This window comes from Clostridium sp. UBA4395 (assembly GCF_002390995.1).
Taxonomy (GTDB): domain Bacteria; phylum Bacillota; class Clostridia; order Clostridiales; family Clostridiaceae; genus Clostridium_J; species Clostridium_J sulfidigenes.
In genome coordinates, this window is the sequence record NZ_DGRF01000078.1 from 1 (window position 1) to 22858 (window position 22858).

The 22858-nt window shown below is 31.2% G+C and carries 23 protein-coding genes; 3 read left to right on the top strand and 20 right to left on the bottom strand.

Going from position 1 to position 22858, the window contains the following annotated elements; genetic code table 11:
- The first annotated feature begins 130 nt into the window (after window positions 1-130).
- Window positions 131-766 (top strand): chloramphenicol acetyltransferase, encoded by a 636-nt coding sequence (locus tag B2694_RS14955; protein ID WP_346886442.1) that lies wholly within the window; start codon window positions 131-133, stop codon window positions 764-766.
- Window positions 767-796: 30 nt separating this feature from the next.
- Here B2694_RS14955 and B2694_RS14960 read toward each other — a convergent pair whose 3' ends face one another.
- From B2694_RS14960 to B2694_RS14970, 3 genes are read right to left on the bottom strand one after another with little or no spacing between them, the layout of a single operon-like run.
- Window positions 797-2071 carry a radical SAM protein gene (locus B2694_RS14960; protein ID WP_346886415.1) on the bottom strand — a complete coding sequence of 425 codons (1275 nt, stop codon included), beginning with the start codon at window positions 2069-2071 and terminating at the stop codon, window positions 797-799.
- Between the two features lie 6 nt (window positions 2072-2077).
- Entirely contained in the window at window positions 2078-2941 is an 864-nt protein-coding gene (locus tag B2694_RS14965; protein ID WP_346886416.1) for a methyltransferase domain-containing protein, read from the bottom strand.
- Window positions 2938-3513, bottom strand: a complete 576-nt coding sequence (locus tag B2694_RS14970) for a class I SAM-dependent methyltransferase (protein ID WP_346886417.1) — start codon at window positions 3511-3513, stop codon at window positions 2938-2940. Before B2694_RS14970 ends, B2694_RS14965 begins: the two co-directional genes overlap by 4 nt.
- Window positions 3514-3769: 256 nt before the next feature.
- Between B2694_RS14970 and B2694_RS14975 the strand changes: the two genes are divergently transcribed.
- Window positions 3770-5830, top strand: a complete 2061-nt coding sequence (locus B2694_RS14975) for a catalase (protein WP_346886418.1) — start codon at window positions 3770-3772, stop codon at window positions 5828-5830.
- A 171-nt stretch (window positions 5831-6001) separates the two neighbouring features.
- Here B2694_RS14975 and thiI read toward each other — a convergent pair whose 3' ends face one another.
- From thiI to B2694_RS15045, 14 genes are all read right to left on the bottom strand, one after another.
- Window positions 6002-7150, bottom strand: a complete 1149-nt coding sequence (gene thiI / locus B2694_RS14980; protein WP_346886419.1) for a tRNA uracil 4-sulfurtransferase ThiI — start codon at window positions 7148-7150, stop codon at window positions 6002-6004.
- A gap of 1 nt (window position 7151) precedes the next feature.
- A complete protein-coding gene (locus tag B2694_RS14985) occupies window positions 7152-8285 on the bottom strand; it encodes a cysteine desulfurase family protein (protein ID WP_346886420.1) in 1134 nt (377 codons plus the stop codon).
- Between the two features lie 193 nt (window positions 8286-8478).
- Entirely contained in the window at window positions 8479-9309 is an 831-nt protein-coding gene (locus B2694_RS14990; protein ID WP_346886421.1) for a phosphoenolpyruvate hydrolase family protein, read from the bottom strand.
- A gap of 39 nt (window positions 9310-9348) precedes the next feature.
- Window positions 9349-10557: a Tm-1-like ATP-binding domain-containing protein gene (locus B2694_RS14995; RefSeq protein ID WP_346886422.1), complete on the bottom strand. Its 1209-nt coding sequence runs from the start codon at window positions 10555-10557 to the stop codon at window positions 9349-9351.
- Between the two features lie 157 nt (window positions 10558-10714).
- Window positions 10715-11908, bottom strand: coding sequence for a phosphoenolpyruvate hydrolase family protein (locus B2694_RS15000; protein ID WP_346886423.1), 1194 nt, complete (start codon window positions 11906-11908; stop codon window positions 10715-10717).
- Window positions 11909-11933: 25 nt separating this feature from the next.
- Complete coding sequence (locus B2694_RS15005) at window positions 11934-13043, bottom strand: peptidase S41 (protein ID WP_346886424.1); 1110 nt, start codon at window positions 13041-13043, stop codon at window positions 11934-11936.
- Window positions 13044-13380: 337 nt separating this feature from the next.
- Window positions 13381-14151: an ABC transporter permease gene (locus tag B2694_RS15010; protein WP_346886425.1), complete on the bottom strand. Its 771-nt coding sequence runs from the start codon at window positions 14149-14151 to the stop codon at window positions 13381-13383.
- Complete coding sequence (locus tag B2694_RS15015) at window positions 14145-14846, bottom strand: ABC transporter ATP-binding protein (protein ID WP_035135480.1); 702 nt, start codon at window positions 14844-14846, stop codon at window positions 14145-14147. The genes B2694_RS15010 and B2694_RS15015 overlap by 7 nt, the downstream gene beginning before the upstream one ends.
- Entirely contained in the window at window positions 14846-15214 is a 369-nt protein-coding gene (locus tag B2694_RS15020; protein ID WP_346886426.1) for a GntR family transcriptional regulator, read from the bottom strand. Before B2694_RS15020 ends, B2694_RS15015 begins: the two co-directional genes overlap by 1 nt.
- Window positions 15215-15380: 166 nt before the next feature.
- Window positions 15381-15926, bottom strand: coding sequence for a cyclase family protein (locus tag B2694_RS15025; protein ID WP_346886427.1), 546 nt, complete (start codon window positions 15924-15926; stop codon window positions 15381-15383).
- A gap of 1 nt (window position 15927) precedes the next feature.
- Window positions 15928-16398 carry a MarR family transcriptional regulator gene (locus B2694_RS15030; protein WP_346886443.1) on the bottom strand — a complete coding sequence of 157 codons (471 nt, stop codon included), beginning with the start codon at window positions 16396-16398 and terminating at the stop codon, window positions 15928-15930.
- A gap of 113 nt (window positions 16399-16511) precedes the next feature.
- Window positions 16512-17342 carry an endonuclease VIII gene (locus B2694_RS15035; protein WP_346886428.1) on the bottom strand — a complete coding sequence of 277 codons (831 nt, stop codon included), beginning with the start codon at window positions 17340-17342 and terminating at the stop codon, window positions 16512-16514.
- A 144-nt stretch (window positions 17343-17486) separates the two neighbouring features.
- Window positions 17487-18509, bottom strand: coding sequence for a recombinase RecA (gene recA / locus B2694_RS15040; RefSeq protein WP_346886429.1), 1023 nt, complete (start codon window positions 18507-18509; stop codon window positions 17487-17489).
- A gap of 111 nt (window positions 18510-18620) precedes the next feature.
- Window positions 18621-19124, bottom strand: coding sequence for a CarD family transcriptional regulator (locus B2694_RS15045; protein ID WP_346886430.1), 504 nt, complete (start codon window positions 19122-19124; stop codon window positions 18621-18623).
- A gap of 154 nt (window positions 19125-19278) precedes the next feature.
- Between B2694_RS15045 and B2694_RS15050 the strand changes: the two genes are divergently transcribed.
- A complete protein-coding gene (locus tag B2694_RS15050; protein WP_346886431.1) occupies window positions 19279-19707 on the top strand; it encodes a MarR family winged helix-turn-helix transcriptional regulator in 429 nt (142 codons plus the stop codon).
- Window positions 19708-19804: 97 nt separating this feature from the next.
- Here B2694_RS15050 and B2694_RS15055 read toward each other — a convergent pair whose 3' ends face one another.
- The 3 genes from B2694_RS15055 to B2694_RS15065 form a co-directional block, all read right to left on the bottom strand.
- Window positions 19805-20158, bottom strand: a complete 354-nt coding sequence (locus tag B2694_RS15055; protein ID WP_346886432.1) for a hypothetical protein — start codon at window positions 20156-20158, stop codon at window positions 19805-19807.
- Window positions 20159-20443: 285 nt separating this feature from the next.
- Window positions 20444-21031 carry an HDIG domain-containing metalloprotein gene (locus tag B2694_RS15060; RefSeq protein WP_346886444.1) on the bottom strand — a complete coding sequence of 196 codons (588 nt, stop codon included), beginning with the start codon at window positions 21029-21031 and terminating at the stop codon, window positions 20444-20446.
- A gap of 82 nt (window positions 21032-21113) precedes the next feature.
- The gene (locus B2694_RS15065) at window positions 21114-22769 is read right to left on the bottom strand and encodes a GH3 auxin-responsive promoter family protein (RefSeq protein WP_346886433.1); all 1656 of its coding nucleotides are present in this window, start codon (window positions 22767-22769) and stop codon (window positions 21114-21116) included.
- Window positions 22770-22858: the final 89 nt, after the last annotated feature.

Here is a 22858-nt window from a genome sequence, read left to right on the forward strand (position 1 = left end):
GAATTTTCATGCTAAAGCTCTGGTAATTTAGCTTAAAAGTTGACTATGAGATTTATAAGTATCCATTAATTCTACATTTGTATTATTGGAATTGTGGAAATTTACTATTTTTATGGAGAGTGATATATTAATGAAATTTATAGATATAGAAAGTTGGAAAAGAAAAGACCACTATAATTTTTTTAAGGGCTTTGATTACCCACATTTTAATATTTGCGGTAATGTAGATATTACAAAATTTTATAGTTATATTAAGGAAAATGAAATCCCATTTTTCATATCCTTTGTATATGTAGCTACAAAAGCAGGAAATGAAATAAAAGAATTTAGATATAGGATAAGAGAAGATAAGGTAGTTGAGCATGAATATATAAACCCTGCTTTTACTGTAATGGGACAAGATGAAGTATTTAGTTTTTGTAGAGCAAAATTCATAAATCTGTTCAACGATTTTAAAATTAATGCATCTAAAGAAATAGATAAAATTAAAAATAATACCATTATTGAAGATGAATCTGATTGTGATGATCTCTTATATATGACCAGTATTCCTTGGGTTTCATTTACTGGTGTAGCCCACCCAATTCAAATGAATCCTGTTGACAGTATTCCAAGAATAGCCTGGGGAAAATACTTTGAAGAAAATGGTAAAATTAAGTTACCACTGTCTGTTCAGGTACACCATGCCTTAGTTGATGGCTTACATGTAGGACAATATTTTAGTGTAATTCAGGAGATTTTAGATAATCCTTCAAAATATTTATAAAGGGGCTTTTCAAAAGCCCCTTTAATTTCCTTACTGCAAATCCCTATAATATTTAGGATATCTATCACTTTTATTCTTATTACAGATATTTATTGCCTTTTCCTTACTAAGTGGAAGTATCCCTTCTGATTGCTTAAATACTTCCTTATTTACTTTTTGAGCAAAGCATCCAATTTTAGGCTTGCCTATATTATTTTTCATTTCAATCCATAGTTTTTTTACAGATTCTTCTTTTACATTTCCAAAGTTCATAGGCACAAAATCACAGGGATATAATTCTCCCGAAGCACTTATATAGGAATGTTGATTTCCTGCTCCACAACCAAATTTTAATTCACTTTCTGTATAAGCAAAGGTACTTATCTTAGGTAAATCACTTCTTTTATTTGCCTTATGTTGCAACTTTATAAGCTTTTCTCTATCACTTTCACTATACATTACACTACTTAATTGTTTTTCTGTTAAAAGATTGCCACTTAGGATAGGTTCAAGTATCTTAACTTCATGGGCCCCATTATCCTTAGCAAATTTAAATAACTTAAATAACTCTTCCTCATCAAGATTTTCTTTTAATATAACAGTTTGTGCCATTACATATAAACCTGCTTTATTTGCATTTCTAAGAGCTTCAACAGCATAATCAAAGGCATTTTCATTATTTCTATTTTTATTGTGTACATCTTTTTCATAAGAATCTAAACTTATTCCAATACCAAATAGACCACTATCCTTTAACTTTTTTGCTTTTTCATAGCTTAGATTAAAACCACTGGTAAATAGAATAGATGTACTTCTATTATCTATACTTCTTACTATATCAAATATATCTTCACGTGCCATGGGCTCTCCTCCAGTAATTCCAATAATCGGAGTGCACATTTCTTGAAGCTCCTGTATAACCTTAATCCATTGTTCCTTTGATAACTCTTCTCCTAATTGTCTACTTTTTGCACTACAATAAACACAATTATTAGGACATTTATGTGTTATACATAAATGCATAGAAATAGGTGCAGTTCTCTCTGCATAGATTTGCTTTGTAAATATGTTTTTAGGCTCATGAACTGCTAGTACATTTTGTACAAAGGACTTAGATGGAAAGGGTGGTAAAAATGTACTCAGTATATACTTATCCTCATGCTCCACTAGCTTTTCACCCTTTATAAAACTTCTCATCATTTTTATATATTTTAATAGATTAAACTGCTTATCTTCTCTTAGAATATTATAAATGTCAAATATACTCCTTATAACATTTTTATCAATAGCCATTTGAGACATGATTTTTAAATTATTTATGCTCATCCATTTCTATTCCTTTCTAAATACTCCATAGGCAAATTTGTGATTTATTTCATAAGCTTCATTTTTATATTTCTCTTTCTTTATTTTTTCCACTATAAGAGGTTCAACTTCATTATAATTATTAAAGATCTTCTTAGTACCTGCTAATGCACCAGTTATATTTAACCACTCCATAAGTTCCTCTGGCTCCTTAAATCTAAAAAACACTTCACCTTCATCTACTTCTAAAGCCTTAAAATTGTACTGCCTGCACCATTTAACTAAGCCTTTCTTCCCCTTTGGTAAATTTAATCTTATATCCATAGGTTTAATTACTTCCTTTTCCTTCTCTCTCATGACTTCTAGAAATATTTCCTCTATCTTATTTAAAGTTCCATGAACATTTGTAATTATAGCTAATATACCCTTGGGTTTTAAAGCATTATTAAAGAGCTTAAATAATTCATGATGATTGAAATAAGAAAGTGCCCAACCAAAAAATATCACATCAAATTTTTCGTTAGACTTTTTCAAAAATTCAATACCATCACTATTAATAATAGTAACCTTCTCCTTATTAACAGCGTTTAACTTCTCAAGCATTTTACTTGATTGGTCTACAGCTGTGATTTTATACTTTTCAGATTTATCTAAAAGACCCTTAGTTATATATCCTGTTCCACAAGCAAAATCTAGTATTTCCAATTCCTTATTTGGATCTATATACTTTGAATGAATAATATTATCAGAATGTGTTCCCATTTCTTTGAGCCAATGATTATAGGTATCAGAAACTTTATCATACTCTGCTCTATAATCTTCTTTGCTTACAACTTCTTTTTTTAAGAGTTTATAGCCAACCTTTAAGTAAAATACCATTTTATTTATCATATTTTCTCACCTACAAATATAAAATAATAGCCCTTATCATAAACCTTACTTATATGAAAATGTTCTTCAAGTAAAACCTTAATTTCATCTTTAGTTCTAAAAAACAATCTTCCAAAGAGAATAAATTCAAATACTCTTAACAGCCTGGTTCTTATATGATTTTTGTGAAAATCCATAATAACTATTTTTCCACTATCCTTTAGTATCCTACTTATTTCAGCAATGAGCTCCTCTTGTTCTTTGATATGATGAAAAACATCACTCATCATAACTGTATCTATAGAACCATTATCAAAGGGAGTACTTAAAGCATTACCTTTTATAATTTTAACATTACCTCTATCCTCTACTCTTGAAAGCATCTTCTCACTTTCATCAAGGACATATACAGTGTTACAGCTATTACAAATATGATTAGCCAAAAAGCCAGTGCCTCCCCCTATATCTACAACCACTTCATCTTCATCAATACCGGCTGTATCTTCTATATCTTTAATCTTATATAAGTTAAAAGTAGCCATAAACTTATCATAATATTTATAAACCTTATCAAAATCCTTAGTATTTCCCATAGACACCCTGCCCTTCAGCATAAAAAACATTTACTAAATATATTATAACATTCTTACACCAGCTATTACACAACATTTGACTTATAAGGTAATCGAAACCTTTTATTAAGACTCTGTTTAAAAAACATATGATAATGCACAAATTCAATATAATAAAACTTAGTTATCACTTAGTAGTATAAATACTTTTTAGTTGACAATATTATAGTAAACAACATTTTTAACTTTAAAGTTGATACTTTGAAAGGAGAATACTATGGAAAATCAAAACAACAATGAAAATAACCAGATAAAAAATGCAAAAGAGAAACAACTAGATGAATTTAAAGTGGATAACCAAGGAAAAAATCTTACTACAAATCAAGGTCTTACAATGTCACAGGATGAGTTTTCATTAAAGGCTGGGGATAGAGGTCCAACTTTAATGGAAGATTTCCATTTCAGAGAAAAAATTACTCATTTTGACCATGAGAGGATTCCAGAAAGAGTTGTCCATGCACGAGGTACTGGAGCACACGGAGAATTTCAATTATATGAATCAATGAAGGAATATACTAAAGCAGGATTTTTACAAGATCCTTCTATAAAAACTCCTATATTCGTAAGATTCTCTACAGTAGCTGGATTTAGAGGCTCTGCAGATACAGTTAGAGATATAAGAGGTTTTGCAGTAAAGTTTTATACTCAAGAAGGCAATTATGATATAGTTGCAAATAATATTCCTGTTTTCTTTATTCAAGATGCAATTAAATTTCCTGATTTTGTTCATGCAGTGAAACCTGAGCCAGATACGGAAGTTCCTCAAGCCTCTAGTGCTCATGATACCTTTTGGGACTTTATTGCAAATAATCAGGAATCTGCTCATACTGTTATGTGGGCTATGTCTGATAGAGCAATTCCAAAAAGTTACCGTATGATGGAAGGCTTTGGCATACATACCTTTAGATTTATTAATGAAAGTGGTAAATCTACTTTCTTTAAAGTACATTTTAAACCTGTCCTTGGGGTCCATTCTTTAGTTTGGGATGAAACTCAAAAAATAGCTGGAAAGGATCCAGATTTCAATAGAAAGGACTTGCAAGAAGCTATCAATACAGGCAATTATCCGGAATATGAAGTAGGTGTACAATTATTGCCAGAAGATAAAGAATTCAGTTTAGATTTTGACATACTGGATCCTACAAAAATTTGGCCAGAAGAGGATATTCCAGTAAAGATTATAGGAAAAATAACCTTAAATAAAAATGTAGATAATTTCTTTGCAGAAGTTGAACAAGTGGCATTTCACCCCGGTCATTTAGTTCCAGGAATTGATTTTACAAATGATCCACTACTACAAGGTAGGTTATTCTCATATACAGATACTCAACTTACAAGACTAGGTGGACCTAACTTCCATGAGATTCCTATAAACAGACCTGTAGTCACCGTCCATAATAATCAAAGAGATGGACATTCAAGGCAGACAATAAATACTACTAATGTGAGCTACCATAATAATTCATTATCTAACAACACTCCTAAAACCCCAGGTGAAGACCAAGGTGGTTTTGCTAATTACCAAGAAAAGGTAGAAGGAAATATAGTTCGCTCACGAAGTAAAAGTTTTGAAGATCATTTTTCTCAAGCAGCAATGTTTTATAATAGCATGAGTAATGTGGAGAAAAAGCATATCATTGATGCATTTAAATTTGAACTTTCAAAGGTAAACAATAAAGATATTAGGCAACAAATAATTGATATGTTTGGTAATGTAAATATTGACATGATGACTCAAGTAGCACAATATCTCGGAGCTAACCTTCCAAAAGGTGAAGCATCAAAATATAACAAAGTATCACCAGCACTGAGTCAAGAAAATACTATTAAAAAAGCGGATACATTAAAAGTTGGAATAATACTATCAGAAGGATATAATTCAGATGAATTTAACACAATGATAAAAACTTTAAACTTAGCAAAAACTATGCCAGAAATAATAGGTTGTAACTTAAGCCCAATAAAGGGTTCTGATGGCACAAGTCAGCTGCCTAAACATTCCTTGCTATCTGCAGACCCCGTACTGTTTGATTCTATCTGCGTTCTTGGCTCAGGCAATGTTGATCCTGACTTCAAAATGCGCGCTAAGATGTTTATCGAAGAAACCTATAAGCATTTCAAGCCAATTTTAGTTTCACAGTCAATGACTATGCTATTAAAGCCAGAGATGAAAGATCAACCTGGAGTTACAGTTGGGGATTCTAAGGATAAGTTTACAAATAAATTCATAACTGATATTTCAGCTCATAGACATTGGGATAGAAATATTACTATATAATAGATATTTTTTAAACTTGCAGCAACAGCACTCCATATGCGTTTTGATATTTCTAATTACATAACAACATTTGACTATGTTTAGCCAAATTTTCATCTAAAAAAAGGATGCAGTTTAGAATTACTGCATCCTTTTACTTATTTATTTTTTAAGATGTCTTAATCTCAATTATTAAAGGTCCTTGTATATCTCCATATTATCTATACATTCTTGAACAAGTCTATCTATATCCAGTATACTTTCAGATTTTCTTATTAAGTCCACTCTAGGTTTTATTTTTGGATGCTTTGGTACAAATATTGTACAGCAGTCTTCATAAGGAAGTATAGATGTTTCATAGGTTCCAATATCTCTAGATATATCCATGATATCTATTTTATCAATAGCGATAAGAGGTCTAAACACTGGCCTATCTGCCACGTCATTGCTGACCATGAGTCCCTCCATAGTTTGACTTGCTACCTGGCCTATGCTTTCCCCGGTGGTTACAGAGTTTATATTATATTTTTCTGATACAGCACAGGCAACTCTCATCATAAATTTTCTCATTATTATAGTAAGCTCATTCTCAGGGCATTTTTCTATTATATCCATTTGAATATCAGTGAAAGGTGCCACGTAAAGATTGATTTTCCCAGTGTAGCCCTTTAGTAATCTTGCCAAGTCCTTTACCTTTTCTTTAGCTCTTTCACTAGTGTAAGGATGGCTGTGGAAATAAATAGCGTTTAATTCTACCCCACGTCTTGCCATCAAATATCCAGCAACAGGAGAATCTATACCACCAGAAAGCATAAGCATAGTACTACCATTTGTGCCGTAAGGCATTCCTCCAACAGCTTTTACCCTTTTAGAATATACATATGCCCTTTTTCTTACTTCCACATTTATTATTCTTTGTGGTTTATGAACATCTACCCTTAATCCTTCTACAGCGTTTAATACTACAGCACCAATTTCACGACTCATCTCCATAGAATTTAGAGGGAAGGCTTTGTTTGCTCGATTACTTTCAACCTTAAAGGTAGTTTCTCCAAAATCCTCAGCTTCCACAACCGCTTGAGCACTGATAGCTTCCATGGTAGGTTCTACTTCAGTAACTAAACAAACTTCAGAAACGCCAAAAACTCTTTTTACTTTTGACATTACCTCCTCCAAATCTTCACTATAGAGGAACCACCTTCCTTGATCGCTTATAAATTCATATCTACATCCCTTAAGTACTGAATCTATATTCTTCATGAGTTTTTTTTCAAAGATTCTTCTATTTAATCCCTTTAAAAAAATTTCCGATGCATATTTAATAAGTAATAGTTTTCTCATATTATTTTCTCCTTAAAAATTTCAAACTTTTTTCTAGTACTTCTATAGTGTAATCTACTTCTTCTTTTGTATTAAACTCATTAAAGCTAAACCTTATGGTTCCCTTTGTTTCCTGGGTATTAAGGCCTATAGCTTTAAGCACATGGCTATCTCCCTGTTTCTTTGCGGAACAGGCAGAACCGGTAGATACATATATTCCCTTTTCCTCTAAGAGATGTAGTAGTACTTCACCTCTTACACCTATAAATGAAACACTTAAAATATAAGGACTGAAACACTCCTCACAAGGACTGTTTATCACTATATCTTTTATATCTCTAAGTCTTTCTATAAAATATTCTTTAAGCTCACTTACCTTTGAATAATTAAGTTGAACATTATTATATATAATATCTGAAGCCTTTACAAAGCCTATAATACCCGGTAAATTTTCTGTGCCTGATCTAAAGTTTCTCTCCTGTCCACCGCCGCTTATTAAAGCTTTAGGATTAAATCCTTTTTTTATGTAAGAAAAACCAACTCCTCTAGGACCGTGAATTTTATGTCCACTAACGGATAACAAATCTATTTGGGCTTTTTTCACATCTATTTTAAACTTTCCATAGCTTTGGACCGCATCTACATGGAACTTAACTCTAGGACTTTTTTCCTTTATTAATGTCCCTATAGCTTCTATATCCTGTACAACTCCCAGCTCATTATTAACATGGATTATGCTCACCAATCGAGTGTCGCTATTTATGCTGTTTTTTAGTTCTTCTAGAGATATACAACCCTTATTATCAACCTTTAAATAAGTAACCTTAGCCCCTGCTACCTCCAATTCCCTAAAGGTATTAAGTACGCTAGGATGTTCAATTTCACTAGTTATTATGTGCGCACCTACTCCAATAAAACCTTTTACTAAAAAATTATTGCTTTCACTTCCACTAGAAGTAAATATTATTTCATCCTTGGTACAATTAATAGTCTTAGCTATTTTATCTCTTGATTCATTAAGAGCTATTTCTGCCTTAAGGCCTAAACCATGAGCGGATGAAGGATTTCCAAAATTATTTTTCATTGTATGTACCACAGCATCTATTACCTCATCATAAGGCTCAGTGGTGGCACTATTATCAAAATACACTTGCATAAAACCACTCCTAATCTATTATTCTACTTATTATATCAAATAATTCCTCCACCGCAATAAACTTTTGAAAAAAGCGTGATAGAGCATTGATTCTTGCACATTAAATAGTTAGAGAAAACACCACCATAATTTTCTTAATAATAATAGCCATCAGTTTAGTAAACTGATGGCTATTATAATAATGAAGTATTTGTTATTTACTTATTGCTTTAAATGCTTCTGTTTGTGATTTTATTCCTTTTTCCGCTGCAAACCTTTCAATGCTTGAAGCACCAAAGAAACCGTCAATTCCTTCCGTTTTTTCTATTACATATGAAGCATCTTCTGGCTCCGCAATAGGTCCGCCATGACAAATTACCATAATGTTAGGGTTAACTTCTCTTCCCGCTTTAATAATAGCTTCAATTCTCTCTACACAGTCATCAAGTGTAAGTGCTGTTTGTGCTCCTATTGTACCCTTTGTAGTTAATCCCATGTGTGCAACTAAAATATCAGCACCAGCTTCTGCCATTGCTCTTGCTTGGTCAGGGTCAAATACATAAGGAGTTGTAAGCATATCCAGTTCATGTGCTTTTCTTATCATTTCAACTTCTAAATCATAACCCATTCCAGTCTCTTCTAGGTTCTGTCTAAATACACCATCAATTAATCCTACTGTAGGGAAGTTTTGAATCCCTGCAAAACCTTGTGATTTTAATTGCTTAAGAAAAATCTCCATTACTCTGAATGGGTCAGTTCCACAAACACCAGCAAGAACTGGAGTATTTTTTACAACCGGAAGTACTTCTGCTCCCATTTCAACTACAATCTGATTAGCATCTCCATAGGATAGTAATCCTGCAAGAGAACCTCTTCCTGCCATTCTGTATCTTCCTGAATTGTAAACTATAAGCATATCTGCTCCACCAGCTTCACTGAATTTAGCCGTAATACCCGTACCAGCTCCTACACCTAATAATGTTTGCCCATTTTTAACCTGTTCTTTGAACTTTGTCATAATTTCGTTTCTTGTCATTGTATTCATCAATAAAGCCTCCTTCTATTATTTAAATTTATTAATTTACTATTTTTTCATCATATCTATTAATTTTTGTGCTGCAGCTTCTGCAAACTCTACTTCGTTAATGGCGCAATCCATTTCTACTACTTCTACAACATTTCTGTTTACACCATTTTTCAATATATTAAATAATACTTCATCCTCTTCTGGACCGTAAAAAGGCTGACCTTCTACATCAATAGCAGATACTCCTTTTAGAGGTATGAATACAGCTGTTTTTCCTTTAGCTAGATTTAATTTTTCAACCAGTCTCATACCAATTGCTTCATTTTCCTCTTTATTTGTTCTCATAAGTGTTACTGAAGGATTATGTTTGTATAAGTTACGTGTTATAAACTTCTCTGGAACTGTTTCATATGGTCCAAAATTACACATATCAATGGCACCTACTGATACAACCTGTGGTATTTGATTTTTGCCTGCTGCCTCTAAACGATGAGGTCCTGCATTTAAAACACCACCGATAACTTCATCTGCCCATTCTGTGGTAGTAAGGTCTAATACGCCTTCAATAAAGCCTCCATGGATAAGTGCTTCCATGGAACGTCCACCTACACCTGTTGCATGGAATACAAGAACTTCATAACCTCTCTTTTCAAGGTATTCCCTTGCAGCTGTTATACATGGAGTTGTTACGCCGAACATAGTTGCAGCAACTAATGGCTTTTTTTCTACGACTTTTGTATTTTCAAACTTAAGCATACCTACAATTGCAAATACTGCATTTGTAAAAATCTTTGTTGAAATGGAGTTAAGACCTGCAACATCCACCACAGAAGGCATCATAATAATATCGCTGGTACCTACATAAGGTTCGGTATTGCCTGAAGCAACCGTTGAAACCATAACCTTTGGCACACCTATAGGCAGTGCTCTCATAGCTGGAGTTACTAATGAAGTTCCTCCAGTTCCACCAAAGGATATAATACCATCAAACTTACCCTGTTTATATAATTCAGGTAATAACTTCTCCATGCCTTTTGATAATACTTCTGTTGCTAATGCCCTATCTTTTTTAGAAACTAGAGTTTCTATGTTTGAGCCTGCTGCCTTTGCAACTTCATTGTTTGATACATCTGGTTCAAAAGCTGGCTCAAATACACCGGTATGAATGGTAAAAGTACATAAACCCAAACCTTCAATTAGTTCTTTTACGTATAAATATTCAGTGCCTTTAGTGTCAAATGTTCCTGCAATAGCGATTGTCTTCATTTCTTTAATCTCCCTACATAAATTTTCTTTTATCTAGTCTGTACAATATTAGATAAATGACTAAGATAATCGTCTTATAAAACGTATGATATTTATAAATTAATCATACGTTTTTCGTCTCTTTATGTAAACGTTGCTATGTACTATATTTTTGTGTTTATGTCATATTTCTAAATTTATATTGTTTTGGCGAACAACCCTTATACTTTTTAAACATTTTGCTAAACTGCACATAATCTTTATAACCAACTAATGGTGCTAAGTCTGACAATTGGATATTCTCTTTATTTATAATTTCTGCTGCTTTATTTACACGAAATTTAACTAGATACTCTGGAAAACTACAACCAACTTCTTTTTTAAATAAACTGCTTAAGTAACCCCTTGATACATGAGCTACTTTGGCTAAGTCTAGAAATGAAACATCATTCATATAATTTTTGGCAACGTACTCCTTTACAAATTCAACATAATTATAGTGCTTTTTAACTCCATCTAACATTTTAATTATTAAATCATCTTCATCTAACTGAGTTGAAACTTTAAAAGCTTTTGTTATGTTTGTAATAGACTTTTCCGATGGAATTCTTTCAAATGTTGATCCACCAATATATCCCATTAAATCTTCAATATTACTATACATGTACTGAATATCGATTGGTGTTTTTACAGGTCCACCATATACTAATTTAATTACCTCTGTTTTTAACTCATTACATCTATTAAATATCTTCTCTGCTTTAACCTTTGCAGCTTCCAGTGAGAATACTTTTTTTGCTCCTAACAATCCTCCTCCTGTTAGACCTAAATGTACGCAAATAACGTCAGCACCTGCAATAATCATCTGCTCTGCTTGTATTTCATTAAATACAAAGGCAACTGTAAACATGTCTTTTTCATGGGCTATTCTTATTGCTTCTACTTCAATTAAATAGTTACATCCTTCTTCTTCAAGAGCTTCACCGAACTGACTGTCTATAAGTCCAACTGTAGGATAGTTATTAATACCTGAAAATCCCATATTCTTTATTTTATCTATGTAACTTTCCATATTCTTTAGAGGGTCCGTTGCATTGAGTCCAAATATAATAGGCATATCTTTTACCAATGGTATTATCTCTTTTGAAGCAAAGTCCATTACCATATCATTGCTATTGCAAAATGGTAAATAACCTGCCAATGAACTTCTCCCCATTTGCCGAAATCTACCCGAATTTAGCACTAAAATAAAATCAGCTCCACCCTTTTCAGCATATTTTGCGGTCATTCCTGTACCTGTTGCTACACCAATAATATGATTTCCATTCTTTATTTGTATATTGATATTCTCTAATAACTTTTTTCTTTTCATACTTTCGAACCTCTTATTTTTTCATTTATATCTCTCCCAAGTTTATATAATCTTCAATTTTTTCATGTAAAGTCTTATCTGGATACAGAGACATGATACTATCATCATCTATCAATTTATAGTATCGAGTTGAGTAGCTAACACTAAATTTACTATTTGGTAAAACAAATCTTAATATCTCCCCATAACAATTAGGTTTTCCTCCTGAAGGTTCACCCCAAATAACACAGTTTGTCTCAAACTTGAATTCATAAGCATTAAGTAATCCTGATGAAAAAGTCTCTCTTCCTATTATTACTTTCAGATTTTCCTTATTGTTAATTCTAGGATTATTCTTTACATAGCATAATAAAGGTTCTAATAATCTGGAATCTCCACCCAGATTATTTCTTAAATCTATAGTAATTTTATAAGTAGAATTTTTCTCTATAAAGTCTATAATCTCCACTATTTTTGTACTAATTTTTATATTTCCATCTTCCCTACAATAATTATACTTTATGTAAAGTTCCTCTTTATCTTCTAAATATTCATACCACAAATTCTCATTAGTTCTTCTTGCATATAGAGGCAATTGATTGTCTGAATATCTCAGTTCACTAATATTAACTGTTTTAACTTTAACTGTATTGTGTTCTGTTGTTATTTTTATATTATCCACAGAATCTGATATCAATAATCCATATAAAACTTCTGCAACCTGCATATACTTCATACTCTGAGCCTTAAAAAAATATTCATTTTCAAAAGATATGATTTCTGAAAGTTCCTGAAGAATTTTATCCATGCTAACATCCTCAATTGCTATAACTTTCTTAAATAATAAGTTCTTATAAGCCTCACTAGTTCTTATAATATAAATCCCATCCTCAAACCAATAAAACTTAATAGGCAAATACTTATTAGCAGGAAATGCAACTGATGTATGGGCATCTCCAATCGAGGCAACCACCCTTGAAATTTCTACCTTCATCTCTTCATAATCAAAGTCACCTATCATTGACTTTAATTTATCTATCCTACTATCAAACTCTTCCCTACTTATATTAAAAAATAAATTTTTATGCTTTTCTATGAGATTTTCCCTCAAAAACTCAATATCTTCTACCCATTTTTCCTCCCATTGACTTTTCATAATATCACGCTCACCTCTTTATTTATGTACCCTTAGTAAATAATTTCTAAATTAATCATGTTACTAAGACTTTAACATAAAATCTAATGCTTAAACAATTATATTTTAAAATATGATTCCTATATTGAATCACATTTTTATTCCATTGTCACATCTTTTTATTTAGGTATACTTAATCTAACTTTCAAAATAGGAAAACCCCTGAAACCCGCATGGCTACAACAAATAGTTAAATAGTTAAATATTTCTATAGTTAAATAGCTCCCTATATAAATAGTTTAATAAAAATAAGCGCCAGTTTAAGTTTATTACTAAAACTGGAGCTTTAAATTTTTTACTATTCTAGATTAAGCTTATTCTTCATGATGTAGTTAGTTATACAGAATAAAATTGTGAAGAAAATTAAACAAACTATAATTCCACAAAGTATTGCATAGTGTGAAGATAGATAAATAAAACTATCACTTGCAACTAATATAGTCATACCTATTCCTATTATTGATTGTTGAGCAATGCTTAATATCATAAATCCAGCAAATCCTCCTAATAATTTTTTTGATTTAAACAACTGGCCTATAGAAAGTGATGCATAAAGCATCATAATTTGATGAGCTAAAGATACAATTCCCAATATTATAAATTCTATTATACCGAAAACATTTAATCCAATTTCAGAGTAAATATTTTTAAATCCTCTAATTATTTCTTTTAATACCCCTGGCTCATAGGCCATTACAAATATAGATGTTGCAGCTATGAAACCACTTATTATAGTCCATACCATAGATACTACTAATTTATTAACTATATTTTGATAACTTTTTACCGGGATAGTATTCATTAAATATCCTTCATCACCAAATAAGTTTTTATAAAATCTTTGTACAGTTATAAAAAGTGTTCCCACAAAAACTGCCACCATAGTTACGAAATATCCTATCATTGTTATAATAGCAGGAATTCCACCTAAGAAATCCATATTTACCTCAGCCATATTAGTTCCAATAAATATCTTATTAATAATTGAAAATCCTAGCAATGCTCCATAAAGAGGAAGCATTATTCTGCCTGTAGCCTTAAATTCATATTTCATTAATTTTCTTAGCATCTAAATACCTCCCTAAATAGTTCATCTACTGTCTTTCCGCTACTTTCTCTTATTTCATCTACACTTTTTTGTAGCATTATTTCTCCATTTGATATAAAAACAACATCATCGAGAACTTTCTCTATATCTGCTATTAGATGAGTTGAAATTACTACAGTTGCATTCTCGTTATAATTGCTTATTATAGTGTTTAAAATATAGTCCCTAGCTGCTGGGTCTACCCCTGCAATAGGCTCATCTAAAAAGTATAACTCTGCTTGCCTACTCATAACTAAAATAAGTTGAACCTTTTCTTTTGTTCCTTTTGATAAGGTCTTAAGCTTGACATTTGATTCAATATTTAACTTACTTAGCATATCGTAGGCTCTCTTTTCATCAAAATCCTCATAGAAGTCTTTGAAAAAATTTATAATATCAGATACCTTCATCCAATCATTAAGATAGGTTCTTTCAGGGAGGTAAGAAACTATTTTTTGAGTTTCTATGCCCTGAGGAAGTCCCGCTATCTTTACTTCTCCCGACGTTGGCTTTAATAACCCATTAGCTAACTTTATTAATGTCGTTTTACCACTACCATTAGGACCTAAAAGTCCAACTATTTTACCTTTTTCTAAAGTTAAATTAATACCTTTAAGTGCCTCCTTATTGTCATATTTTTTAACTAATTCCTTACACTGAAAAATTGGTTCACCCATTACTTCATCTCCTTTGCCATTTGCCCTAGAAATTCCATGATATCCTCATTACTAAGTCCTAAACTTTTCATACTCTTAAGAAAATTTACTGCTTGGTCTTTAGCTATATCCAGTTTAATCTCTTTTATCATATCTATATCCTCCGTGATAAATCTTCCACTAGTCCTTTGACTATAAACAAACCCTGACCGTTCTAACTCTGCTAAAGCCTTTTGTATAGTATTAGGATTAACTGATGCCTCTTCAGCAAGCTCTCTTACCGTTGGAAACTTTTGTCCTGGCTTGTATTCTCCCGAAATTATCTTTAGTTTAATCTGCTCAATTAATTGAATATATATAGGCCTTTGGTCTTTAAATTCCCATGCCATCTAATCACCTCTCTTGTATTATTGTGTTATTGTACTAATCTCTTAATACAATAATACAACCTCTAATTGCTTCTGTCAATACCTATTTCCATAAATATCAAAAATAAAATCCAGAGGAAGTTTAATCTTTCTCTGAATTTTAATCTTTACTTTATAATATATAAATTTATATAGTTTCAATCTCAACTTTTATTGCTGTAGCACCTTCTAGTTGAATCCATTTTAAATTTGCCTTGAATTCTGTAGGAACCTTATTTAAATTACATATATTTTCTATAACATATGCTCCTTTATTTTCAACATATTTATCTATTGCTACGTGATCTTTTCCATGTTGTATTCCACTTAGATCAATGCCTATTAATTTTACATTACAGTCTAATAATCTATCTATAAGCTCATTAGTTAAATATGGACTAGGCTTAGAATTAAAATACTCATCACTTCCATATCCATAGGTTTCTAAATAACCCGTTCTAAATATTACAAAGGAACCTGCTTTAATTGATAAGTTTTCTAATATGTTAACATCTATAATATCTATTTTCCTAGCATCTATTACCTTAACATCTATTTGTGATGGTAATTCTATATTGGATAGATTGTAGCAATCTATATGAGTTCCTATATGTTGCCTTTGGTGTGTCGGCTGTGAGTCTCCCCACTTTAATATTTCTACCGGAATGTTAAAATCTGTTAAGTGTAAATTCATATTATATTTCTCCTTCTGTTTCTATTAGTTCGTCTAAATACCTATTAAATTTAATCAAGAAATTAGTTACAATTTTTTCTTCCTTCTTATCTACATTTTTAAAAAATATCCTATTTCTTGCTTCCCATTGCTTATGCTTTATTTCATGATATTTATATAACTCTTCACCTGACTCCGTTAATTTGAAATATATCTCCTTATCATTATTAGGATTTTTATATTTATCAATAAGATTACTATTAAGAAGCTTTTTAGTTATCTTACTAATAGCACCTCTTGTCATATTCATACTTTGGGATATTTTAGTAACATTAGGATTTTCTATTTTCCCTATTAAATCTATACAGTGTATTTCTGAAACCCCATAATTTTCATATTCACTACCCAAAGCCAACTTACCTAAAATCTCTTCCTTTTCATATATTTCTTTAAAACTTTTCATAATAATATTGATATTATCTACTTTAAACACCTCCATATTGTTTCCTTGTAAACAATACTATCATCTTTTTGTTTCCATGTCAACAATTTTGCACAAGTACTAATTTACTATTATAATTCCATTATTAATTTTACCCTTTTGAGTTAAAGTAATTGGCACTTCTCACAGTAATAAATACTGCCACCTAAATAATTTTCTTTTTTTATAATTTCACCACAAGAAACACAAGAAGAGCCTACACTATTTTTGCTCATCATAGTTTTATATCCACCATTGTTTCCATGCAGGTCCTTTTCTGTATCTCTTCCACCAAGTTCTGTCATTTTAGAAAGAACAGTTTTAATGGAAGTATATAAAACTTCCTTATTATCATCTTTTAATGTATTAATTTTTCGTTTTGGATGAATTTTAGCATTCCATAAAATATCCTGTAATACTCCATTTCCAAGCCCAGGTATTCGCTGCTCTGTAGCAAGAAATGCTTTTACACTTAACTTCTGCACATCCTGTGAAGATATCAATTTGTCAAAATAAACTTCATTGAATTCATAGGATAGTGGAGATGGTTTTTCCTTTGTAACTTGATAATAATTATTTTGGAATCCATCCTCGGTATTAAAACACCATATCCCTCCATACATTTGAACCGATGCACTAACTTCAGATGAATCATTAAACTCTAACAGAAGTTGATGTTTGACCGGACGTTTTTCACCACTGTGGCGATATCTAAATCCTACCCCATCACCAATTAATATTGATGTATTATCAGCACTAATTTCAACCATACCTCCGTAGGCAGTTGCCATATTAATAGTCTTTCCTACAAGTATTTCATGGTATTTTTGTGGATCTCCATGATACCACGCAAACTTATGTGGATTATGAGCAGCAACAACATTCACAATCTTCTTTCCCCTAATTGTATTGTTAATCTGCCCTGCAAGTGTTAAAGCTTCCGGTATCTCAATCATTGTTATCCCTCCAATTATTTAAAACATAGTTTATCTAAATTTAGCTTTTCCAATTATTATTCCATTATATACTTATAGTAAAGAATATAAAAGAAAGAGAATCTCCATAATATGATGATTCTCTTTCTTTTATATTTAAAACATTTATTCATTTTCCTTAGTCTGTTTTACTAATTTAAGATTATATTTTTCTCTTATTATATTTTCTATTTCAAGAGCTATTTCAGGATTTTCTTTTAGATATAACTTAGAATTTTCTCTTCCTTGACCAAGTCTAGCTTCTTTATAAGAAAACCAAGCTCCACTTTTTTCAACTATATCTTCCTTAACTGCTATATCAATAAGTGCACCTTCCTTTGAAATTCCTTCGTTGTACATTATATCGAATTCAGCTATCTTGAAAGGTGGAGCAACCTTATTTTTGGTTACTTTTATCCTTGTTCTACTTCCAAGAATATCTTCCCCTACTTTTATAATATCTATTTTCCTTATATCAAGCCTAACTGATGAATAAAACTTCAGCGCTCTTCCACCTGTTGTTGTTTCAGGATTACCAAACATAATACCTATTTTTTCTCTTAGTTGGTTTATAAATATAACAACACATTTAGATTTATTAATTGATCCAGTTAGTTTTCTTAAGGCTTGTGACATTAACCTTGCCTGCAATCCTATATGAGAATCCCCCATGTCACCTTCTATTTCAGCTCTTGGAACAAGGGCCGCAACAGAGTCAACCACAAGGACATCTAAAGCATTTGATCTTACAAGCGCTTCAGCTATTTCCAGGCCTTGTTCTCCAGTATCAGGTTGAGAAATAATCAGATCATCAGTATTAACACCAAGTTTTTTTGCATAGGATGGATCCAAAGCATGTTCAGCATCGATATACGCCGCTGCACCACCACTTTTTTGAGCTTCTGCCACTATATGTAGTGCTACTGTTGTTTTACCAGAAGATTCTGGTCCATATATCTCCACTATTCTACCCTTTGGAACTCCTCCAACGCCAAGGGCTATATCTAAAGCAAGACATCCTGTTGGGATAGCTTCTATATCCATTGTTGAGGTTCCTCCAAGCTTCATTACGGAACCTTTTCCAAATTGTTTTTCTATATGGTTCATAACTGTTTCTATAGCCATACTTCTATCATTACTTATATTCATTTTTATCAACTACCCTTTCAAAAGCCCTTATAGCTTAAATTATGTCTCACCTTTTTAACTTCTACTGAGTAAAACATCCCTCTTTAACATACACTTCTATTATGAGCATATTTAGTAGTCATTTTCATTAATTAATCTAGCAACTTTTCTATTTATTACTTCAAAAGTTGTGTTTAATTTGAAGGCCAATTCTGTAAACAATATACTTTGAACATAAGATAAAAGTTTGATATCTTGCTGATGAAATTTCCTTCCTTCTGCTTCAATTTTAAGCTTTTTTCTCATTAAAGTACTTATTACCTTAGAAATTTCTTTACGATCTCCATTCTTTACAACCTTAGAATATACTTGATTTCTTTCGGTATTAGCTTCTATCCACTCTACACCTGGCTCCTTAAAGGATTCTAAAAGTTCTTCTGCCTCTTCTTTGTTTACAAGCTGTAACATTGCTACCTTATCACTCTCAACTGGGACACTTATACTTAATGAACTATCGTCCACTGGGTGCAATTTATAGTAATTTCTTTTTTTACCCCCTATTATTTGTTCAAATATGTCATCTACACGGCAAATTCCATGGGCCGAATAAATTATTAATTCTCCAATATTAAACATTTCAATTTCTCCCTTGTTGTACTTTGTCAACTAAGTTGACTAATTTCATTGTACATTAAATTAAACAAATTGTCAATTAAATTGACAATTCCTAATGAATTATGTATATTATTTGTATATTATTTTAGTAAAGATAACGATTGGAGTGAAGCCATTGAATTCTGAATTACAAAACTTACATTTAATTGATTTAATAAGTGAGCGTCACGTTCTACTTCGTAGAATATGTGAAAAATCATGGAATGATAGTAGTGATATACATATTTCAAACTCTGAATGGTATATCATGGCAAGAATATATAATAAAAAGACAACTCTATCTTACGTTACAAAACATGTTGATATCTCTAGACAGGCAACTCATAAATTTGTAAAAAATCTTGAAGCAAAGGGCTTAATTGAAATTACAAATTCAATAAACAATAATAGGGATAAATGTTTGCAGTTGACTCCCTTAGGTGAAGAATGTTATGAGATAAATTTATCTCAAAAGGCAGCCATAGAGCAAACACTATGTGAGAAAATTGGAACTGATAAGGTAGAAATACTTAAAGATATGTTAAAATTAGAATGGGACATATAGCTAATAAAATAGCCTTATGCCTCTGCTAATGTGTTTTTATTATATCTTTAGAATCATAAGGCTATGCAATGACTCTATATTTATCAAAAACTACTGATTATTTTGCATCTTTTGCTTTTGCAAGTTTTGCTGCTGCTCTCTTTTCTGCAAGTAATATTTTTTTCTCTTCCTTTGCAGCTTTTTCAAGTATTTCTTTTTCCTGTTTTTCTTCATTTCTTTTCTCTTCTAGTTCAGCTTTTGACTGCTCTTGCTTTATATGCAATTTTTCTAATATACTATTCTGAACTTCCTCATTTGCTGCTTCTAGAAACATTTTAAATGCTTCTGGATATGCGAAGGCTTTTACTCCAAGGTCATCTTGAAATTGCACTAATATCTTATCGCCCTCTACCTCCGTTATAACTCCTGATCCGAATTTAATATGATTAACTTGCTCATTTTTTATATTCATTCTTGACCGTCTCCTCTCTAATTTCAAACTAGTGTTTTAATAATTTTTACTTTCAGCCATTCTTCTTTCATGATATTTTTTCTTTTAAAATATCATTACCTATAGCATAAACCAACGACTAATAGCTTTGTAAGAAACCTTATTATAAAAAAACTCAAAACCACCTTCAGATGGTCTTGAGTTTTCATACACACTGACAATATAATAATATCATTTTTACTTTTACTTGTCAAATCGACTTACCCATATGGTTACATAAGTATAAAAATTATCCAATATAATCTACTAATTGTTATATAATCCCATTTCCTTATTAATGAAATCCTCACAAGAACGCATAGCTAGAATTGTTTCTTCAAATAATTTATCTAATTCCCAGTCAAGGATTTCTGCTCCTTGTCTAATTACATCCCTTGAACATCCAGCAGCAAATTTCTTATCTTTGAACTTTTTCTTAAGACTTGAAAGTTCCATATCCATAATACTCTTAGATGGACGCATTCTTGCAGCTGCACCAATCAAACCAGTAAGTTCATCTACCGCAAATAATATTTTTTCCATCTCATGTTCTGGTTTCGGTTGTTCTTCTGCACAAAGTCCATATCCATGGCTAGCTACTGCTCTTATTAATCTTTCATCAAGACCACGTTGTCTCATTATTTCTTGAGTTTTGCTACAATGTTGTTCTGGATATATTTCAAAATCTAAATCATGAAGCAATCCAACTCTAGACCAAAACTCTGCTTCATCTTCATATCCAAGTTTCTTTGCAAAGTAATTCATAACACCTTCTACTGTTAATGCATGCTGAATATGAAATCCTTCTTTATTGTATTCGGTAAGTAGTTCCAATGCTTCCTCTCTTGTTATCATCATAATATCCTCCTATAAAAACTTTATTACTAATATTATATTTTAACAATATTACAAATACAAATAATATTAAAGAAGTATATCATATCTTATTTCTATTAATAATATTTAATATACTCCTATTATTAGATATAACCCTTGGAATCTTAATTTGATTTTTTGATATTCCCTTCTTATATAATGATTCCTTAATTGTATTGAAGGTGTTTGGTTGTAAAAGTATTACTTTTACCATAGATAAATTCTTGTTATTTCTAGCTCTATCATAGGCTAAGTTAGAACTTCTAATCTCCTTATCCAATGTTTCCTCTAATAATTTAATATTATAATTAGATATACTATTTTTAAATTCAAAGTAAACCGCATATCTTCCAGGAGTAATTGAGTTATCAGGCATTGTAGTATAGTCTACTAAGTTTAAATTTAATTTTTTTATTGTACTTTTTATAGAATTAGTTAAATGTTCTTCATTAGTTTTTTCAGATACCATATTCAATACTTGATTTTTTCTATATAAAAACTCCACTTCAGGACAATTATTATAAAATCCGACTACCTGAATAACATCACCCATTCTGTATCTATAAAGGCCTGCATAATTAGTAATAACTATTTCATACTTTGTCCCTATTTCTAGCTCTTCTAAACAAAGGGTGTGCTGACTATCTTCTTCCCCTTCTTCTTGTGGAATAAATTCATAAAATGCAGTGTCAGGGATAATTACATATCTTATCTTATTTGCATAAGGATTAATTCCAATCATAGCTTCAGTAGCAGCATAAGCTGGTGAATAAATAGGTAATGAATCAGTATAATAATTTACTTTATCATCATATATAGAAAAGTTTGCTCCAGTTACTGTGGCAATATATGATAAATTAGGCCATACTCTCCTACTTATACCCTTCAATCCTTTTTCAAATTCATACTCTAATTTATCAGCTCTACTAGCATCAGGAGAAAGAAGTGAATTTAACTTTTTTCTAGTGTCTTCATCAATATTCATATTGTTTCTTATATATCCTCTCCTTATATCTCTAACTAAATCCTGATGTTTACTTTCTAATATTCTAAATAAATCCAATATATTAGATATAAAAACTCCACTAATATATAAAAGTTTAGTTTCTTTTAAGGCAAATAATAGATGAAGATAAAGGGAGGATTCCTTATCTTTTATTTTCATGACTTCTATTGGTGAAGTATATAAGTATGGTAATATGAACCTTATACCATTCATCCCTCCAGAAGTAGCAGAACATATTGGTACTCCTCCTTGGGTATAAGTTGTCATTACTATATCAGCTATCATTAAACCTCTACCATAATTCCAATTTTCTCTAAAGTTATCATAAGAAAATTTATTGGTAAGTAAGGCCATATATTTTGAAGCAAGTTTTCTACTTGTTTTAGTAGATGGAATTAACTTTTGCTTTCCTGTGGTTCCTGATGTATGACCAAAGTATTCCACACCTTCACTTATTAAAATATTCTTTTCACCATTTGACATTCGTCTTATATAGTTTTCGTAATAATCATATTGGGTTAATGGAACATGTTCTTTAAAATCATCTATGGAGTTGATATTTCGAAAATTAAACTTAATTCCGATTTCACTTTTGCAATTTTCTCTTAATATTTTCAATAACACTTCTTCATTGACTCTTTTGCAATTACTAGTTTCTTTATCAAACTTCTTTTTAACTAATCCCCCACATTCAATGGCGATTTTGTACAAGGCTTTGCTTATAAAGCTCGTAATAACACACTTCCTAAGTATTTGTATATATCTAATGTATGAAAAAATATAAAGTGATGTTACACCTT

Bases quoted from the DNA above. Each gene is read 5' to 3' on its own strand.
- B2694_RS14970 (WP_346886417.1), bottom strand. From the start codon at position 3,513: ATGGGAAATACTAAGGATTTTGATAAGGTTTATAAATATTATGATAAG.
- B2694_RS15025 (WP_346886427.1), bottom strand. From the start codon at position 15,926: ATGAATTTACACTTAACAGATTTTAACATTCCGGTAGAAATATTAAAG.
- B2694_RS14965 (WP_346886416.1), bottom strand. From the start codon at position 2,941: ATGATAAATAAAATGGTATTTTACTTAAAGGTTGGCTATAAACTCTTA.
- B2694_RS14955 (WP_346886442.1), top strand. From the start codon at position 131: ATGAAATTTATAGATATAGAAAGTTGGAAAAGAAAAGACCACTATAAT.
- B2694_RS14985 (WP_346886420.1), bottom strand. From the start codon at position 8,285: ATGCAAGTGTATTTTGATAATAGTGCCACCACTGAGCCTTATGATGAG.
- B2694_RS14995 (WP_346886422.1), bottom strand. From the start codon at position 10,557: ATGAAGACAATCGCTATTGCAGGAACATTTGACACTAAAGGCACTGAA.
- recA (WP_346886429.1), bottom strand. From the start codon at position 18,509: ATGAATATAAGTAATGATAGAAGTATGGCTATAGAAACAGTTATGAAC.
- B2694_RS15035 (WP_346886428.1), bottom strand. From the start codon at position 17,342: ATGATTGAGATACCGGAAGCTTTAACACTTGCAGGGCAGATTAACAAT.
- B2694_RS14975 (WP_346886418.1), top strand. From the start codon at position 3,770: ATGGAAAATCAAAACAACAATGAAAATAACCAGATAAAAAATGCAAAA.
- thiI (WP_346886419.1), bottom strand. From the start codon at position 7,150: ATGAGAAAACTATTACTTATTAAATATGCATCGGAAATTTTTTTAAAG.
- B2694_RS15055 (WP_346886432.1), bottom strand. From the start codon at position 20,158: ATGAATATAAAAAATGAGCAAGTTAATCATATTAAATTCGGATCAGGA.
- B2694_RS15015 (WP_035135480.1), bottom strand. From the start codon at position 14,846: ATGGGTGAACCAATTTTTCAGTGTAAGGAATTAGTTAAAAAATATGAC.
- B2694_RS15045 (WP_346886430.1), bottom strand. From the start codon at position 19,124: ATGTTTAATATTGGAGAATTAATAATTTATTCGGCCCATGGAATTTGC.
- B2694_RS15000 (WP_346886423.1), bottom strand. From the start codon at position 11,908: ATGAAAAGAAAAAAGTTATTAGAGAATATCAATATACAAATAAAGAAT.
- B2694_RS14990 (WP_346886421.1), bottom strand. From the start codon at position 9,309: ATGAATACAATGACAAGAAACGAAATTATGACAAAGTTCAAAGAACAG.
- B2694_RS15005 (WP_346886424.1), bottom strand. From the start codon at position 13,043: ATGAAAAGTCAATGGGAGGAAAAATGGGTAGAAGATATTGAGTTTTTG.
- B2694_RS14960 (WP_346886415.1), bottom strand. From the start codon at position 2,071: ATGAGCATAAATAATTTAAAAATCATGTCTCAAATGGCTATTGATAAA.
- B2694_RS15060 (WP_346886444.1), bottom strand. From the start codon at position 21,031: ATGATAACAAGAGAGGAAGCATTGGAACTACTTACCGAATACAATAAA.
- B2694_RS15020 (WP_346886426.1), bottom strand. From the start codon at position 15,214: ATGGCATGGGAATTTAAAGACCAAAGGCCTATATATATTCAATTAATT.
- B2694_RS15010 (WP_346886425.1), bottom strand. From the start codon at position 14,151: ATGCTAAGAAAATTAATGAAATATGAATTTAAGGCTACAGGCAGAATA.